The organism is Bradyrhizobium sp. CCBAU 051011 (assembly GCF_009930815.1).
In the GTDB taxonomy this organism is placed as follows: Bacteria; Pseudomonadota; Alphaproteobacteria; order Rhizobiales; family Xanthobacteraceae; genus Bradyrhizobium.
Genome location: NZ_CP022222.1, coordinates 2,396,547 through 2,413,524, shown reverse-complemented (window position 1 = coordinate 2,413,524; position 16,978 = coordinate 2,396,547). Strand labels below are relative to the sequence as shown.

13 protein-coding genes and 1 pseudogene are annotated in these 16,978 nt (G+C 63.4%); 10 read left to right on the top strand and 4 right to left on the bottom strand.

Going from position 1 to position 16,978, the window contains the following annotated elements; all coding sequences use genetic code 11:
* Positions 1 to 54: 54 nt before the first annotated feature.
* A complete protein-coding gene (gene infB, locus ACH79_RS11455) occupies positions 55 to 2,712 on the top strand; it encodes a translation initiation factor IF-2 (RefSeq protein ID WP_161851113.1) in 2,658 nt (885 codons plus the stop codon).
* A 152-nt stretch (positions 2,713 to 2,864) separates the two neighbouring features.
* Complete coding sequence (gene rbfA / locus ACH79_RS11450; RefSeq protein ID WP_161851112.1) at positions 2,865 to 3,278, top strand: 30S ribosome-binding factor RbfA; 414 nt, start codon at positions 2,865 to 2,867, stop codon at positions 3,276 to 3,278.
* 74 nt (positions 3,279 to 3,352) lie between these two features.
* On the opposite strand, the gene ACH79_RS45060 is transcribed toward rbfA, so the two are convergent.
* Complete coding sequence (locus tag ACH79_RS45060; protein WP_371419498.1) at positions 3,353 to 3,541, bottom strand: hypothetical protein; 189 nt, start codon at positions 3,539 to 3,541, stop codon at positions 3,353 to 3,355.
* Between ACH79_RS45060 and truB the strand changes: the two are divergent.
* From truB to ACH79_RS11430, 4 genes and pseudogenes are all read left to right on the top strand, one after another.
* A pseudogene (gene truB, locus ACH79_RS11445) lies at positions 3,458 to 4,474 on the top strand (tRNA pseudouridine(55) synthase TruB); the annotation flags it as partial. The gene ACH79_RS45060 and the pseudogene truB overlap by 84 nt on opposite strands.
* 2 nt (positions 4,475 to 4,476) lie before the next feature.
* Positions 4,477 to 4,746: a 30S ribosomal protein S15 gene (gene rpsO / locus ACH79_RS11440; RefSeq protein WP_057854808.1), complete on the top strand. Its 270-nt coding sequence runs from the start codon at positions 4,477 to 4,479 to the stop codon at positions 4,744 to 4,746.
* Positions 4,747 to 5,066: 320 nt separating this feature from the next.
* Positions 5,067 to 7,223, top strand: coding sequence for a polyribonucleotide nucleotidyltransferase (gene pnp / locus ACH79_RS11435; protein ID WP_161851111.1), 2,157 nt, complete (start codon positions 5,067 to 5,069; stop codon positions 7,221 to 7,223).
* A 227-nt stretch (positions 7,224 to 7,450) separates the two neighbouring features.
* Positions 7,451 to 8,197: a superoxide dismutase gene (locus tag ACH79_RS11430; RefSeq protein ID WP_161851110.1), complete on the top strand. Its 747-nt coding sequence runs from the start codon at positions 7,451 to 7,453 to the stop codon at positions 8,195 to 8,197.
* An 84-nt stretch (positions 8,198 to 8,281) separates the two neighbouring features.
* On the opposite strand, the gene katG is transcribed toward ACH79_RS11430, so the two are convergent.
* Positions 8,282 to 10,435, bottom strand: a complete 2,154-nt coding sequence (katG, locus tag ACH79_RS11425) for a catalase/peroxidase HPI (RefSeq protein WP_161851109.1) — start codon at positions 10,433 to 10,435, stop codon at positions 8,282 to 8,284.
* A gap of 105 nt (positions 10,436 to 10,540) precedes the next feature.
* Between katG and ACH79_RS11420 the strand changes: the two genes are divergently transcribed.
* A complete protein-coding gene (locus tag ACH79_RS11420) occupies positions 10,541 to 11,479 on the top strand; it encodes a LysR substrate-binding domain-containing protein (RefSeq protein WP_161851108.1) in 939 nt (312 codons plus the stop codon).
* Positions 11,480 to 11,502: 23 nt separating this feature from the next.
* On the opposite strand, the gene ACH79_RS11415 is transcribed toward ACH79_RS11420, so the two are convergent.
* Positions 11,503 to 13,494: an autotransporter outer membrane beta-barrel domain-containing protein gene (locus tag ACH79_RS11415; RefSeq protein ID WP_246738499.1), complete on the bottom strand. Its 1,992-nt coding sequence runs from the start codon at positions 13,492 to 13,494 to the stop codon at positions 11,503 to 11,505.
* Between the two features lie 181 nt (positions 13,495 to 13,675).
* Here ACH79_RS11415 and ACH79_RS11410 point away from each other — a divergent pair, with 181 nt between their 5' ends.
* From ACH79_RS11410 to ACH79_RS11400, 3 genes are all read left to right on the top strand, one after another.
* Positions 13,676 to 14,131 (top strand): GNAT family N-acetyltransferase, encoded by a 456-nt coding sequence (locus ACH79_RS11410; protein ID WP_161856318.1) that lies wholly within the window; start codon positions 13,676 to 13,678, stop codon positions 14,129 to 14,131.
* Positions 14,132 to 14,197: 66 nt separating this feature from the next.
* A complete protein-coding gene (locus ACH79_RS11405) occupies positions 14,198 to 15,049 on the top strand; it encodes a hypothetical protein (RefSeq protein ID WP_161851107.1) in 852 nt (283 codons plus the stop codon).
* Positions 15,050 to 15,099: 50 nt separating this feature from the next.
* Entirely contained in the window at positions 15,100 to 15,696 is a 597-nt protein-coding gene (locus ACH79_RS11400; protein WP_161851106.1) for a glutathione S-transferase family protein, read from the top strand.
* Positions 15,697 to 15,807: 111 nt separating this feature from the next.
* On the opposite strand, the gene fabV is transcribed toward ACH79_RS11400, so the two are convergent.
* A complete protein-coding gene (gene fabV, locus ACH79_RS11395) occupies positions 15,808 to 16,977 on the bottom strand; it encodes an enoyl-ACP reductase FabV (protein WP_161851105.1) in 1,170 nt (389 codons plus the stop codon).
* Position 16,978: the final 1 nt, after the last annotated feature.

Genomic DNA, 16,978 nt, shown 5'->3' with positions numbered 1-16,978 from the left:
CTTGCTTCAATGAATGTGCGAATGCGCACAATGTAACGAGATTAGGACTGCTGAATGGTTGATACCAAAACGCCTGGCGACAAGACTCTGAGTGTTCCGACCAAGACCTTGACGCTGAAGCCGCGGGTCGAGACGGGCACCGTGCGCCAGAGCTTCAGCCATGGCCGGACCAAGCAGGTCGTGGTCGAAAAGCGCGGCAAGCGCCGCGTCGGCGGCGATGCGCCTGCCACGGAAACGCATGCGCCGGAGCCGGTTGTCGCCAAGGCGGCACCTGCTGCAAAGCCCCCTCTCGGCCGCCCGGCGGCAGCGCCCGGTGCTGCGCCGCGCTCGGGTTCGGGCGTTGTGCTGCGGACGCTGACGGAAGACGAGCGTTCCGCCCGCGCCAGCGCGCTGGCCGACGCCAAGGTCCGTGAAATCGAGGAACGGCGGCTGGCCGAGGAAGAAGCCAAGCGCCGCGCCAGCCGTGAAGGCATCGAGCAGGCCGAGCGCGAAGCCGCCGAAGCCCGCCGCAAGGCCGAGGAAGAACGGCATCGCCAGGAAGAGGAAGCCAAGCGCAAGGCCGAAGTCGAGGCCAAGAAGCGGTTTGGCGAGGCCGAGGCCAAGCCCGCGGCTGCTGCTGCGCCTGCTCCGGCCGCCCGTCCGGCCGCGGCGCGTCCCGCTGGCGCCCGCCCGGCTGCCGCGACGCCGGCGGCGCGCGCGCCGGGCGTTGCCGCCGACGGCTCCGATGAGGACGAGGGTCCGCGTCAGGTCCGGCGCGGTCCCGGCGGCGCCATGCGCCCCGTAGCGGCCCCCAAGACCACCCACAAGCCCGGCCCGCAGAAGGAACGCGGCCGCCTGACCGTGGTCACCGCGCTCAATGACGATGTGCGCGAGCGCTCGATCGCCTCGTTCCGCCGCCGTACCCAGCGTCTGAAGGGCCATGCCTCCAACGAGCCGAAGGAAAAGCTGGTCCGCGAGGTCACGATCCCGGAAGCGATCACCATCCAGGAACTCGCCAACCGCATGTCGGAGCGCGCGGTCGACGTCATCCGCCTGCTGATGAAGCAGGGCGCGATGCACAAGATCACCGACGTGATCGATGCCGACACCGCGCAACTGATCGCCGAGGAACTGGGCCATACCGTCAAGCGCGTCGCCGCGTCCGACGTTGAAGAGGGCCTGTTCGACGTCGTCGACGATTCCACCGACACCGAGCCGCGCTCGCCGGTCGTCACCGTCATGGGCCATGTCGACCACGGCAAGACCTCGCTGCTCGACGCGCTGCGTCATGCCAACGTGGTGTCGGGTGAAGCCGGCGGCATCACCCAGCATATCGGCGCCTATCAGGTGACCTCGCCGGAAAGCGGCAAGAAGATCACCTTCATCGACACCCCCGGCCACGCCGCGTTCACCGCGATGCGCGCGCGCGGCGCCAAGGTCACCGATATCGTGATCCTGGTGGTTGCGGCCGATGACGGCGTCATGCCGCAGACGGTGGAAGCGATCAACCACGCCAAGGCGGCGAAGGTGCCGATGATCGTGGCGATCAACAAGATCGACAAGCCCGATGCCAAGCCGGAGCGCGTGCGCACCGAACTGCTGCAGCACGAGGTTCAGGTCGAATCGTTCGGCGGTGAAGTCGTCGACGTCGAGGTATCCGCCAAGAACAAGACCAATCTCGACAAGCTGCTCGAGATGATCGCGCTGCAGGCCGAACTGCTCGACCTCAAGACCAATTCGGAACGGCCCGCCGAAGGCACCGTGATCGAAGCCAAGCTCGATCGCGGCCGCGGTCCGGTCGCGACCGTGCTGGTCCAGCGCGGCACGTTGCGGGTCGGCGACATCATCGTGGCCGGCGCCGAGATGGGCCGCGTCCGCGCGCTGATCTCGGATCAGGGCGAGAACATCGACGAGGCCGGACCTTCGGTGCCGGTCGAGGTGCTCGGTTTCAACGGCCCGCCGGAAGCCGGCGACCGCCTTGCTGTCGTCGAGAACGAAGCCCGCGCCCGCCAGGTCACGAGCTACCGCGCCCACCAGAAGCGCGAGAACGCCGCCGCGTCGATTTCCGGCATGCGCGGCTCGCTCGAGCAGATGATGTCGCAGCTCAAGACCGCGGGCCGCAAGGAATTCCCGCTGATCGTGAAGGCCGACGTGCAGGGCTCGCTCGAAGCGATTTTGGGATCGCTGGAAAAGCTCGGCACCGAGGAAGTTGCCGCGCGCATCCTGCATGCGGGCGTCGGCGGCATCTCCGAATCCGACGTCACGCTGGCGGAAGGCTTCAATGCCGCGATCATCGGCTTCTCGGTGCGCGCCAACAAGGAAGCGGCCGCGGCCGCCAAGCGCAACGGCATCGAGATCCGCTACTACAACATCATCTACGATCTCGTCGACGACATCAAAAAGGCGATGTCCGGCCTGCTCGCGCCGACGCTGCGCGAAACCATGCTGGGCAATGCGCAGATCCTGGAAGTGTTCAACATTTCCAAGGTCGGCAAGGTCGCCGGCTGCCGCGTCACCGACGGCACCGTGGAACGCGGCGCCAATGTTCGCCTGATCCGCGACAACGTCGTCGTGCACGAAGGCAAGCTCTCGACGCTGAAGCGCTTCAAGGATGAAGTGAAGGAAGTGCAATCCGGCCAGGAATGCGGCATGGCGTTCGAGAATTACGGCGACATGCGTGTCGGCGACGTCATCGAGTGTTATCGCGTGGAGACGATCCAGCGCTCTCTGTAAGTCCAAATCTTACGAAGAGCTTCGGATTTTATTGACTGAAGATGTGGCGCCATGGCCGGGCTTGTTCCGGCCATCCACGTCCTGATCCTGATTTAACAAGCAAGACGTGATGCCCGCGAGACGCGCGGGCTTGACGGCTATGAGAGAGTCTAATGCCCCGCCACCACAACAAGGGTTCCGCTCCCGGCGGCTCGCAGCGACAATTGCGCGTTGGCGAGACCGTGCGCCATGCCGTCGCCGATATTCTGTCGCAGGGTAACGTTCACGACCCCGACCTCGAAGGCCACATCATCACCGTTCCCGAGGTGAGGATGTCGCCTGACCTGAAGCTGGCGACGATTTACGTGATGCCGCTCGGCGGCCGAGACACCGACATCGTGCTCGCGGCGCTCGATCGCAACAAGAAATTCCTGCGCGGCGAGATCGCTCACCGCGTTAACTTAAAATTTTCCCCTGAACTCCGCTTTCGCGCCGACGAACGATTCGACGAAGCGGAACGGATCGAGAAATTACTGAGAACACCTGCGGTGCAAAGAGACCTCGCACCCGATTCGGACGACAAGTGATGACGATGCCCACCGCCAACCGCGAGATCGCGCAGCAAACGGCCGATTCGCACGCCGCTGAAAAGAATATTTTTTCAGGTGAGTCGCGTGGCGACGACAAAAGTCGCGCTGGCGACGACGAACGTCGCGCTGGCGACGACGAACGTCGCGCCGGCGACGACGAACACCGCGTCAACGATGGCGAACGCCGCAGCAATAATGATCCGCGCCACAAGCAGCCGCGCCAGAACAATCAGCCGCGGCGCGACAAGCGCGACGTCCATGGCTGGGTCGTTCTCGACAAGCCGATCGGCATGACCTCGACGCATGCGGTTGCCGTGCTCAAGCGTCTGTTCCAGGCCAAGCGCGCAGGCCATGCCGGCACGCTCGATCCGCTGGCCTCCGGCGGCCTGCCGATCGCGCTCGGCGAGGCCACCAAGACCGTTCCCTTCGTGATGGACGGCCGCAAGCGCTACCGCTTCACGGTGGCCTGGGGCGAGGAGCGCGACACCGACGATTCCGAGGGCCGGGTTGTCAGGACCAGCGAGCTGCGGCCATCGGCGGAGGCGATCCGGGCCCTGCTGCCGCAGTTCACCGGCCTGATCGAGCAGATCCCGCCGCAGTATTCGGCGATCAAGGTCCAGGGCGAGCGGGCCTACGATCTGGCGCGGGACGGCGAAACCGTCGAATTGAAGCCCCGGCCGATCGAGATTCACGAATTAACCCTTGTAGAACATGGAGATAACGGCCAATCCGTGTTCGAGGCCGAGTGCGGCAAGGGGACCTATGTCCGGGCTTTGGCCCGCGATATCGGCCGAATTCTGGGCTGTTTCGGCCATATCTGCGCGTTGCGGCGGACCTTGGTCGGCCCGTTCCGCGAAACGGACATGATTCCGCTGGAAGAGTTGGAGGCTTTATGCAATAGAGCCGCGTCTGGCGAGGGAAGCCTCGCCGACGCGCTTTTGCCCGTTGAGACCGCGCTGGACGACATCCCGGCACTGGCCGTCACACGGGCTGATGCGGCAAGGCTCCACAGGGGCCAGGCCGTTTTGTTGCGCGGACGGGATGCGCCCAATAGTAGCGGCACAGTCTATGTCACGGTGGCAGGCCGTCTTCTGGCGCTTGCTGAAATTGGCAATGGCGAACTCATCCCCAAGCGCGTGTTCAACCTGACCGGGCTGACTGCCAGCCCCGGTCGCAGCAATGAGAGAGTTTGACGATGTCGATTACCGCCGAACGCAAAGCGGAAGTCATCAAGACGAGTGCCACCAAAGCCGGCGACACCGGCTCGCCCGAGGTCCAGGTTGCGATCCTGTCGGAACGCATCAACAATCTCACGGGCCACTTCAAGACCCACGTGAAGGACAATCACTCACGCCGCGGCCTCCTGAAGCTCGTGTCGACGCGCCGCTCCCTTCTCGACTACATCAAGAAGAAGGACGAGGCGCGTTACAAGGCGTTGCTCGAAAAGCATAACATTCGTCGTTGATTTGAGAGTACGCGCGCGCAGTTTGCGCGCGTTTTCGCATGATTTCCCGAAGAAAACGGACTCCGATTGTTGGAGACAATCATGCGCAAGGAGCATCATCCGATGAGGATCGTGCTCGACAAACGTCCAGCAGCAATCCGGCCGCTGGGCAGGGCAAGGTGCCCGTGACTGCCGAGAGGATGGACGCCATCCGAGAGATAAAGACCATGGCAGGATCGCCGGATGCTGATCTCATGTTGCGATCAGTGCCCCGCAATCTTGCGCATGGTCTTTGTGTTTCTGGGCTCCGCGCTCTCGTGAACCCATGAAAGAAGACCACTATGTTCAATAAGCATTCCGTCGAGATCGACTGGGGTGGACGTCCCCTCAAGCTGGAAACCGGCAAGATCGCCCGTCAGGCCGACGGCGCCGTTGTCGCCACCTATGGCGAGACCGTTGTGCTCGCCACCGTCGTCGCCGCCAAAGCGCCGCGCGAAGGCGTCGACTTCCTGCCGCTGACCGTCGACTACCAGGAAAAGACCTATGCCGCGGGCCGCATTCCCGGCGGCTATTTCAAGCGCGAGGGACGCCCGACCGAAAAGGAGACGCTGGTCTCCCGCCTGATCGACCGCCCGATCCGGCCCTTGTTTGCCGACGGCTGGCGCAATGAGACCCAGGTCATCGTCACCGTGCTCTCGCACGACATGGAGAACGATCCCGACGTGCTGTCGATGGTCGCCGCTTCCGCGGCGCTGACGCTGTCGGGCGCCCCGTTCAAAGGACCGATCGGCGCGGCGCGCGTCGCCTTCAGCAACGACGAATACATCCTCAACCCGACGCTCGACGAGATGACCGACACGCAGCTCGAGCTCGTCGTCGCCGGCACGACCGACGCGGTGCTGATGGTCGAATCCGAAGCCAAGGAGCTTTCGGAAGAGATCATGCTCGGCGCAGTCATGTTCGGCCATCGCCACTTCCAGCCGGTGATCAAGGCGATCATCGAGCTGGCCGAGAAGGCCGCCAAGGATCCGCGCGAGGTCACCACCATCGACAACAGCGCGATCGAGAAGGAAATGCTCGGCCTGATCGAGCAGGAGCTGCGCGCCGCATACGCCATACCGATCAAGCAGGACCGCTACGCCGCGGTCGGCGCGGCCAAGGAAAAGGTGATCGCGCACTACTTCCCGGAAGGGCAGGAGCCGAAATACGACAAGCTGCGCATCGCCGGCGTGTTCAAGGAGCTCGAAGCCAAGATCGTTCGCTGGAACATCCTCGACACCGGCAAGCGCATCGACGGCCGCGACGTCAAGACGGTACGCAACATCATCGCCGAAGTCGGCGTGCTGCCCCGCGCCCACGGCTCGGCGCTGTTCACCCGCGGTGAGACACAGGCGATGGTCGTGACCACGCTCGGCACCGGCGAGGACGAGCAGTATATCGACGCGCTGTCGGGAACGTACAAAGAGACGTTCCTGCTGCACTACAACTTCCCGCCCTACTCGGTCGGTGAAACCGGACGCCTCGGCGGCACCAAGCGCCGCGAGGTCGGCCACGGCAAGCTCGCCTGGCGCGCGATCCATCCGGTGCTGCCGCCGCACCACGAATTCCCCTACACGGTGCGCGTGGTCTCCGAGATCACCGAATCCAACGGCTCATCGTCGATGGCCTCGGTGTGCGGCGCCTCGCTGGCGCTGATGGACGCGGGCGTGCCGTTGAAGCGGCCGACCGCGGGCATCGCGATGGGACTCATTCTCGAAGGTTCGCGCTTTGCGGTTCTGTCCGACATTCTCGGCGACGAGGACCATCTCGGCGACATGGACTTCAAGGTGGCCGGCACCGACCAGGGCATCACCTCGCTGCAGATGGACATCAAGATCGAGGGCATCACCGAGGAGATCATGAAGGTCGCCCTCGGCCAGGCCAGGGAAGGACGCATCCACATCCTCGGCGAAATGGCCAAGGCGCTCACCAACGCCCGCGCCGAGCTCGGCGAATACGCGCCGCGCATCGAGACCTTCAAGATCGCGACCGACAAGATCCGTGAAGTGATCGGCACCGGCGGCAAGGTGATCCGCGAGATCGTCGAGAAGACCGGCGCCAAGGTCAACATCGAGGACGACGGCACCGTCAAGGTCGCCTCCAACGACGGCGAGGCGATGAAGGCCGCGATCAAGTGGATCAAATCGATCGCCTCCGACCCGGAGATCGGCCAGATCTACGACGGCACCGTGGTCAAGGTGATGGAGTTCGGCGCGTTCGTGAACTTCTTCGGCGCCAAGGACGGTCTCGTCCACATCAGCCAACTTGCAGCCAGCCGCGTGCAGAAGACCTCCGACGTCGTCAAGGAAGGCGACAAGGTCAAGGTCAAGCTGCTCGGCTTCGACGACCGCGGCAAGACCCGGCTGTCGATGAAGGTGGTGGATCAGACCACTGGCGAGGACCTTGAGGCCAAGCAGAAGGCGGAAGCCCCGGCACCGCGCGAAGCGGCCGGCGAGTAAGGCATCGCAAAAATGTGAACAAAAGGGTGGCCGTACGGCCACCCTTTTTTGTTGCCCGCCCGAGTTACATTGCCGGGACCGCAGCACCTGTGCGATTACGTCGCAGGCTCACGAGGGTAGAAAACCAAACCCGATCCCGCACGCCGCCCGTATCTTGCCGCGCGCAGCGGCCTTCGGCGTTCGACCACAGATATTTAGCCAGTTCACCTACAGGTAAGGAGAAGTCGATGTCATCCATGTCCCGGCGCCATTTGATGTTTGCGGCAACCGGTATCGCGGCCATTGCTGCAGCCCCACGTCTTGTCTTTGCGCAGGCGGCTGCTCCTGCTCCGGCCGCGGCCCCAACCGGCCCCTTCACGCTGCCGCCGCTGAGCTATCCGACCAATGCATTCGAGCCCCACATCGACGCCAAGACGATGGAAATCCATCACGACCGCCATCACGCGGCCTATGTCACCAATATGAACAACGTCGCCAAGACCAATCCGCAATTGGGCACGGCGAAGATCGAGGACGTGCTCGGCAACCTGAATGCGCTCGACGACAGCATCAAATTCACCGTCCGCAACAATCTCGGCGGTCATGCCAACCACACCATGTTCTGGGAAATCATGGGCCCGAACGGCGGCAAGCCGGAAGGCGAAGTACTCGCGGCGATCGATCGCGATCTCGGCGGCCTGGAAAAATTCCAGAACGATTTTAACGCCGCCGGTGGACGCCAGTTCGGCTCGGGCTGGGTGTTTGTGACCGTCAACAAGGACGGCAAGCTCGCGATCGAGACCCGCCCGAACCAGGACAACCCGATGATGGACGGCAAGCGCGCCCTGATGGGCAACGACGTCTGGGAGCACGCCTATTACCTGAACTACCAGAACCGCCGCGCCGATTATCTCAAGGCGTGGTGGAATACGGTGAACTGGGCCAAGATCGCCGAACGTTATGCGGCGGCAAAGGCCGGCACGCTCGGCGCGTGACGCGCAACCCATTCTGAGCAGCTCATGTGAAAAGGGCGGCCTCTCGGCCGCCCTTTTTGTTTTTCCGGATCGGTCGCGCCGGGATCAGGCGATGTCGAAACGGTCGAGGTTCATCACCTTGGTCCATGCCGCGACGAAATCCCTGGCGAACTTTTCCTTGGAATCCGCGCAAGCGTAGACTTCCGCGAAGGCGCGGAGCTGCGAGTGCGAACCGAAGATCAGGTCGACGCGGGTGCCGGTCCACTTGACTGCATTGGTCTTGCGGTCGCGGCCTTCATACGTGCCGTCGGAGCCGGCGGGCTGCCACTGCGTGCTCATGTCGAGCAGGTTGACGAAGAAGTCGTTAGTCAGCGTCTCGGGCCGCTTGGTAAACACACCGTGCTTGAAGTTGCCGGCATTGGCGCCGAGGACGCGCAGGCCGCCGACAAGAACCGTCATCTCGGGGCCCGTCAGCCGCAGCAATTGCGCCTTGTCCACCAACGCCTCTTCAGGCGCCATGAACTGATGCTTCTTGCTGTTGATATAGTTGCGGAAGCCGTCGGCCCGCGGCTCGAGCGGGGCGAAGGACTCGACATCGGTCTGATCCTGCGACGCATCGGCGCGTCCCGGCGTGAAGGGCACCTTCACGTCCAGGCCAGCGTCCTTGGCGGCTTTTTCGACTGCCGCGCAGCCGCCGAGAACGATCAGGTCGGCAAGCGAAACCTTCTTGCCGGACTCCTTCTGGATCGCTTCGAGCTTCGAGAGCACGGTCTTGAGCTCGGCCGGCTGGTTGACCTCCCAGTCCTTCTGCGGGCTGAGGCGAATACGCGCCCCATTTGCGCCGCCGCGCTTGTCGGAGCCGCGGAAGGTCGACGCTGATGCCCATGCGGTCGAGACAAGCTGGGACACCGACAGGCCCGAGGAGAGAATCTTCGCCTTCAGCGCGGCGATGTCCTGCTCGCCGATCAGCTCATGATCCACCGCCGGGATCGGATCCTGCCAGATCAGGGTTTCCTTCGGCACCAGCGGGCCGAGGTAACGCGCGATCGGCCCCATGTCGCGGTGCGTGAGCTTGAACCAGGCCCGCGCGAACGCGTCGGCGAACTGCTCCGGATGCTCGTAGAAGCGCCGCGAGATCTTCTCGTAGGCCGGGTCGAAGCGCAGCGACAGGTCGGTGGTCAGCATGGTCGGCACATGCTTCTTCGACTTGTCGTAGGCGTCCGGGATCGAGGCTTCGGCGCCTTTCGCCTTCCACTGCTGCGCGCCGGCCGGGCTCTTGGTCAGCTCCCATTCGTTTTCGAACAGGTTCTTGAAGAACAGATTGCTCCACTTCGTCGGCGTCTGCGTCCAGGTGACTTCCGGGCCGCCGGTGATGGTGTCGGCGCCGATGCCGGTGCCGTGCTTGCTCTTCCATCCAAGGCCCTGATCCTCCAGCGCACCGCTTTCCGGGTCCGCTCCCACCAGCGACGGATCGCCGGCGCCGTGGGTCTTGCCGAAGGAGTGGCCGCCGGCGATCAAGGCGACGGTTTCTTCGTCGTTCATCGCCATGCGGAAGAAGGTTTCGCGGATGTCCTTGGCCGCCGCGAGCGGATCCGGCTTGCCGTTGGGCCCTTCCGGATTGACGTAGATGAGACCCATCTGCACGGCGCCGAGCGGCTCTGCGAGCTGGCGTTCGCCGCTGTAGCGTTCGTCGCCGAGCCAGGTGCCCTCAGGGCCCCAGAACAACTCCTCGGGCTCCCAGACGTCGGCACGGCCGCCGGCGAAGCCGAAGGTCTTGAAGCCCATCGATTCCAGCGCGACGTTGCCGGCGAGAATCATCAGGTCGGCCCAGGAAATCTTCTGGCCGTATTTTTGCTTGATCGGCCACAACAGCCGGCGCGCCTTGTCGAGGTTGGCGTTGTCAGGCCAGCTATTCAGCGGCGCAAACCGCTGCTGACCGGCGCCGGCGCCGCCGCGGCCGTCGGTGATGCGGTAGGTGCCCGCGCTGTGCCAGGCCATGCGGATCATCAGGCCGCCATAGTGACCGAAGTCGGCCGGCCACCATTCCTGCGAGTCCGTCATCAACGCGTGCAGGTCCTTGATCACGGCGTTGAGGTCGAGCGTCTTGAACTCCTTGGCGTAGTCGAACGCCTCACCCATCGGATCGGAGAGAGTGGAATTGCGGTGCAGGACCGAAACGTCGAGCGCATCCGGCCACCAGTCGCGGTTCGTGCGCGCGCGATTGCCGCCCGAGAACGGGCATTTGGTTTTGTCGTCCATGATTTTCTCCTGAGGGTCCGCTTCCTGTTCGGATTGGAGGCACTCTAAGCAGCGTCTTCCATCAGGTGAAGTTGATTTTAATGATCGGTCTGATAAGATATTCTGATGATGCAGATGACGCTCAGACAGCTTCGCTATTTCGATGCGCTGGCCCGTCACGGCCATTTCGGGCGCGCAGCAGAGGCATGCTCGATCTCGCAGCCGGCGCTGTCGATGCAGATCAAGGAAATGGAAGAAGTGCTCGGCGGCGTGTTGCTGGAGCGCAGCGCCCGGCAGGTCACGCTGACGAAATTCGGGGAGGAAATCGTCCAGCGCGTCCGCGATATCCTGCGTTCCGTCGACGAACTCGGTGACTTCGCGCGCGCCTCGCGCGACCGGCTGGCGGGGCGGTTGCGCATCGGCATGATCCCGACGATCGCGCCCTACCTGCTGCCCAAGGTGATCGAAAATCTGGCGCGCATGCACCCCGAACTCGACATTCACGTCCGCGAGACGCTGACCCCGAAACTGATCAAGGAGGTCGTCGAGGGACGGCTCGACACGGCGATCGTCGCCTTGCCGGTATCCGAACCGTCGCTGACCGAAGTCATCTGTTTTTCTGAGAATTTCCTTTTGGTGCGACCGGGCGAGGACGAGGGAACGCCGGTGCCGAGCCACGAGACGCTGCGCGAAATGCGGCTCTTGCTGCTCGAAGAGGGACACTGCTTCCGCGACCAGGCGCTGTCGTTCTGCAACATGCAATCCTCGCCGCCGCGTGAAGTGCTGGATGCAAGCTCGCTATCGACGCTCGTGCAAATGGTCGGCGCCGGCATCGGCGTCACCCTGATTCCGGAAATGGCAGTGGGCGTGGAGACCCGCTCGGCGTCAGTCTCCGTCGCCCGCTTCAGGAATCCGCAGCCGTCACGAACCATCGGCATGGTCTGGCGCAAGACAAGCCCGCTCGCCGGGCAACTTCAGCAGATCTCGGAAGTGGTTTGTCTCGCCGCTGACGCCTTGCGCGAACAGCGCGAGGCGAAATCGCCATCACGGAAATTGCGGGCCTGACGGCGCTCCGGCGCCGACGGGCGCTAAAGTTTTATCCTGAGCGCGAACGATCCCGTCTGATTCAGAAAGCCGGAAGGGCTGGTCTGCACGCCGTAGCGCAGGCTGATATCCAGATTCTCCGTCCGCTGCGAGGCCAGGCCGATGCCCGCCGAATAGAGCCATGGCGACTGGCTGAACGCCGTGGTGACGAAGCTGTCGCCGCCGGCCGCAAACGCCGCGGATATCTGCAGCCGGTTGTTGAGCAGATTGTAACCGGCCGCACCGTCGGCGGTGAGCCAGGTGTGGTCGGCGATCCGGTACGCGCCCTTCACGCCCGCGCTCAGCATCAGCTCGCGATAAAGCTGCGAACTGACATTGAGGTTCAGTCCGCCCGCGCCGCTTTCGCTGTAGGAATCCGCGCGCACCTCAGCGTAATCGAGCCGCAGCGAGGGCAGAATCGAAAATCCCTCGTGGACCGGAATGAGCTGCTTGACCGCAACCCCGGCATGGCCGGTGTAGCTGAGATAATCGGCGACGGCCGTGCTGCCCACGAACGAGAGCGAGCGGTTGACACGGTTCTGATTGATCCCGCCATCGAGCAGGAAATCGATTTCAGTGTCAGGCCTCAGAGCATAGGCGCCATAGAGCCCGAGCTGATAGCTATCCAGTCCAAGCCGGTTGGGCACGGTCGGATCGCTGCCCACGATGTTCTGATGCGTATAGGAAAACAGACCACCGAGCACTGCGCGCGACGACACCGGCGTATCGACGCCGGCGACGAGGCCGCCGCCGTTCGCGCGATACCCCGGCGCACCGTCATTGCCGCCCTGAGTGGCGATGCCGCCAAGCGGCTTGAGCCAGACATTTCGGTCTGCCGCCGTTCCGCCAGTGCGCAGGCCGTAGACTTCATCGAGGCGGCCGGTAACGATCTGCTGCAGCGCGCGCTTGGTGGCGTAGGTCGCCTGCGACGCCGCGCCGGCGAGAACGGGCAAGGTCTGGCTGACCGCGGTCGACAGCGCCGGCGCATCGAGATTGTCGAGTATCGAAAATGTCGGCGTCATCGCGCCGGTCAATCCAAGTGGCGTTGACGCCATCCGGTCGAGCACAACAGCCGCACCCAGGCCTGCGCGGTTGTTCTGTCCCGCCAAAACCTCGGCATAAGGCTGCACGAGGGAAATTGTGGCCCATCCTCCGGTCGGATTGCCGGAGAGATCGTAGGTGCTGACGAGCATTTGCGCGCCCGACGCGTCGCCGGAGGCGGCGCCATAGAGACTGGTGAGATTGCCGCGCGACAGCGTGTTGAACAGCACCCGACCCTCGGGAGTTATGGAGCTGAGCAGGGTGAAATTACCGGCAGTACTCCCGGTGGGCGCCGCGCCGCTGCCCCAGAAATATCCGTTCTGGAAGTCGCTCACCACCAAGCGGCCCGGCGTCATGGTGCCGAACATCGAAGGGCTCGTGATGCGCCAGCGTGTGCCAGAAGTCCACGCCCATTCCGGCACCGAATTCGCAAGGATTGGTTGCGGGGCCGGCTGCGTGAAAGTTGCGGGGTTGTAAGGGGTCATATAGGCCCAATGCGTGATCAACAGGTTTTGGCCCGTGATCATCTGCATTTCCATCTGCGTCACGCCGTTGATCAGGCGCATCTGGCCGAGGCCTAGGGTCGGCGTGCCGCCGCCAATCGGCGTGAACACCATGGTGATCTGCCCAGACGTCGTGACAAAACCCTGGATCGTTGAATGCTCGGTATGCGACGCCGGCCCGATCGCGAGGTGCGCGCTGCTGAACCCTGTGAAGGCGCCGTTGGTCGCCGCTCCAAGCGACCACAAGGTTTGATCGCCGATCGCAATCGGGTTGGAAAAGCCGGTTGCCGGCGCGGCATAGGCCAGGAGCTGCGGGACCGGGACGTACCAATGCGAATTGGAAAGCGCCGCATGCCAGATCGCGGATTGCGCGAAGGCCGGTCCACCGATGCCCGCCATGATCAGGCCAGCCGCGCTTGTCAGCAGATGCGAGCGAATCCAGCGCGTCAGCAACGCCGCTTTCCTTCCGTGAAAGCCGTAGAAGCGGCCGCGCGGATACCTTGCATGGAGGCATTGCGGACATGGCCGTTACGGCCGAAAGTGCACCGTGCGCAGCGGCACTGTCCTCCCATGTTCATGGGGGGACGGGCCGCTTCGAATCCGACCGTTGCCAGAGAAGCCTGGAAGCATCGCCATGCCGCAACCCATCATCCGCCCTGTCCGACCGAACGAATATGACGAAGTCGCCCGGGTCTGGATGAACAGTTGGGTATCGACCGGACTGGAAGATGCCAGCGATTCCCTGCTCGCAAGGTTGCGCACGCGTGTCGCTGCGGGAGCGGAGAACGGCTCGAGCCTCTACGTTGCCGACGACAACAGAAAATTGGCCGCGATGCTCACGATAGATGTGCCCGACTGCTATCTCGACCAGCTATTTGTCGCTCCGGAGTATCAGGGCAATGGTCTCGGTCGCCAATTGCTTGCCTTCACGCGACAGCATCTGCCGAATGAAATCTGGCTACGCTGCGTGCGCGAGAATGAAAAAGCATGGCGCTGGTACGAGCGCGAAGGCTTCGTGTTCGAGAAGGAAGAGCTCGAACCGAAGATCGGCTTTATGATGAAGTATTATCGATGGAAAAAGAGCGACTGATCCGAGGCACCAAGCATCCTCGCCTTGCGCATCGCTTGCGCACGCTCTAGTTTCGTAAAGACCCTGATGCGCCCCGCACTTTGCCGAGTTCCTATGCTTCGAGTATTCACAGCCGCGACTTTCCTTGCATGCTTGATCATTTCAGCATCAGCACAAACCCAGTCTCCGCAGAGAGCGACCACGCAAACCGATGCGCCTGCTGCCAAGAAGCCTACGCCAAAGGGCAAAGCCGCTGCTAGGCAGCCCGCGCCAGAGAGCGGCCCGTGCCAGATCGGTATCATCTCGGCGATTGGCGGCAAGTTTGCGGTTCAAAAAGTCGGCCTTACGGTGTTCGGGAACGAGCTGACCGAGGTACCCATCGACGCGTGGGGCCTTGACGATCTCGTGGTTGCTCGCGTTCGCGCGGCCGCTCCCGGCATCAACGTGCGGAAGATCGCCTCTCCCAAGGGCGCGTTCGAGCCCTATTACCATCCTCCGACAAGACTGTTTCGCAACGATGACGAAGAGCTGACGGCCGTCGTCAGGCAGATCACGGCAAGTTCGAATTGCGCGCGCTATTTCGTTTTCACGACCTACGCAGCCCAATTGCAGGGCACCAATCAGACGCTCCCGGGCATTGGCGTGCTTCACCACGGCTCGGGGCCCTTCAGCAACACGTCCCTGTTCGCCAATTTTGTTGTGAGGGTATTTGACGGTCAGAGTTTCGCCATCGCCAAAAGACCGTCTGCAGATCTGGGCGCCATCCTTGCGGGGAGCTTTGGACGCATGGGACAAGACCCGCTCACCAAGCTCGAGGCAGAAGACTTCCCGGCATCACCGGCGGACGCGGTCGCCAGTTCGACCCTGCGCGATCATACCCGCGCCTTACTTGCGGCCAGACTGGACAAAGCGGTCGCGGCTTACCTAAAGCAGGAGTGAGATCGCACCGGCAGAACTCACCTTCGGCTAGTCGAAAGAGGAGTTACAGAATGATCCAGCTCTACTGGTCGCCCCGTTCGCGCTCCATCTCGGCCATCTGGCTGCTCGAAGAAACCGGACTGCCTTACGAGCGGGTGCTCACCGATATCACCACGGGCGCGCAGAAGGCGCCGGAATATCTCGCGATCAATCCGATGGGCAAGGTGCCGGGGCTGAAGGACGGTGACGCCACGCTTGGCGAGGCGGCGGCGATCTGTGCCTACATCGCCGACCGCTATCCGGAAACCAACCTCGCGCCGGCCGTAACCGATCCACTGCGGGCGCGGTATCTGCAATGGCTGTTCTTCTCGCCTGCTTGTATCGAGCCGGCGCTGATCCAGCTCTTCACCAAGCTCGAGGTGCCGCCGAGCACGGCGTCGTGGGGGAGTGCGGCGCAGACCTTCGACGTGCTCGATACCGCGCTGCAGAAGGGGCCGTGGATCCTCGGCGAGAAGTTTTCAGCCGCCGACATCATGCTCGGTTCAGGCCTGAACTTCGCGGTGCGCCTGTTCAAGATGGTGCCGCCGCGGCCGTCGTTCGACGCTTATATCGACCGTTGCGCAGCGCGCCCGGCGTTCCAGCGCGCGGAGAAGATCGCGGCGGGGTGAAAAAGCCGTAGGGTGGGCAAAGCGCAGCGTGCCCACCATTAGAAGCGCGTTCGGTGATAGATGGTGGGCACGGCGCTATGCGCCTTTGCCCACCCTACGAAACTTAGGTGCTCATGCGACGACGCGGGGGTCTACGTCCTGCGAGTAGTCGACGCCGTCGATGCCAAATCCGAACAGGCGAAGGAATTGGCTCCTGTATTCTTCAAGGTCCGCCAACTCGCCGAGCGTTTCCGTGGAGAGCAGCGGCCATCGGCGCGACACCTCCGTCTGAACTTCGGGCGAAAGCTCCCAGTCGTCGACCCGAAGGCGCTGCGCCTCGTCGACTGCGGCATCCCGGCCAAGACGGGTCCGGAACAGGCGATCGATCTGTTCGATGCAGCCTTCATGATTGCCGAGCTGCTTCATGACCTTGAACAGCACCGTGCCATAGAGCGGCACCACCGGAATTGCCGAGCTCGCCTGGGTGACCACGGCCTTCAGTGCCACCACGCGCGCAGCGTCCTGGCCGAGGCGGCTCCGGATCGCTTCCGCCTTGTTGTCGAGATCGACCTTGGCGCGCCCCAGCGTGCCCTTCCAGTAAATCGGCCAGGTCAGTTCGCTGCCGATATAGGTGTAGTTCAGCGTCCGGAAGCCCGGCGCCAACGCACCGGCGTCCGCGAGTTGATCGATCCAGCGCTTCCAGTCATCGCCGCCCATCACCGCGACCGTGGCGGTCGCTTCATCCTCACTCGCCGGCGCAATGGTGGTCTCGTAGACCTCGCCGGTTTCCGTGTTGAGGGTCTTGATCTCGACGGGGTCGCCGAGCGGCTTGATCGCCGAACGATAGGTCTTGCCCGTGACCGGATCGGTACGCACTGGCGCGGCCATGCTGTAGACCAGCATGTCGAGCTGGCCGAACTTTTCGCGCACGCGCTCGATGAAGGTCTTCTTCAGCTCGTCGGAGAAAGCATCGCCCTCAAGCGTGAGCGGAGATCGTCCGATCTTTTGCGCCTCGATCTCGAAGGCGCGGTTGTTGTACCAGCCGGCGCTGCCTGTTCTGGTTGCCGTGGGCTCGCGCTCCAGCGACACGCCGATGGTCTCCGCTCCGCCTGCGAAGGTCGCAACGATGCGGCTCGCGAGGCCGTACCCCGTTGAACATCCCAGCACGGCGACGCGCTTGGGGCATTCCGGAACAGCCCCCTGGCGGAGAACATAGGCGATCTGCTCGCGGACATTTTTGGCGCAGCCGACAGGATGTGCCGTCGTGCAGATGAAGCCTCGCACGCGCGGTTCGATAATCATG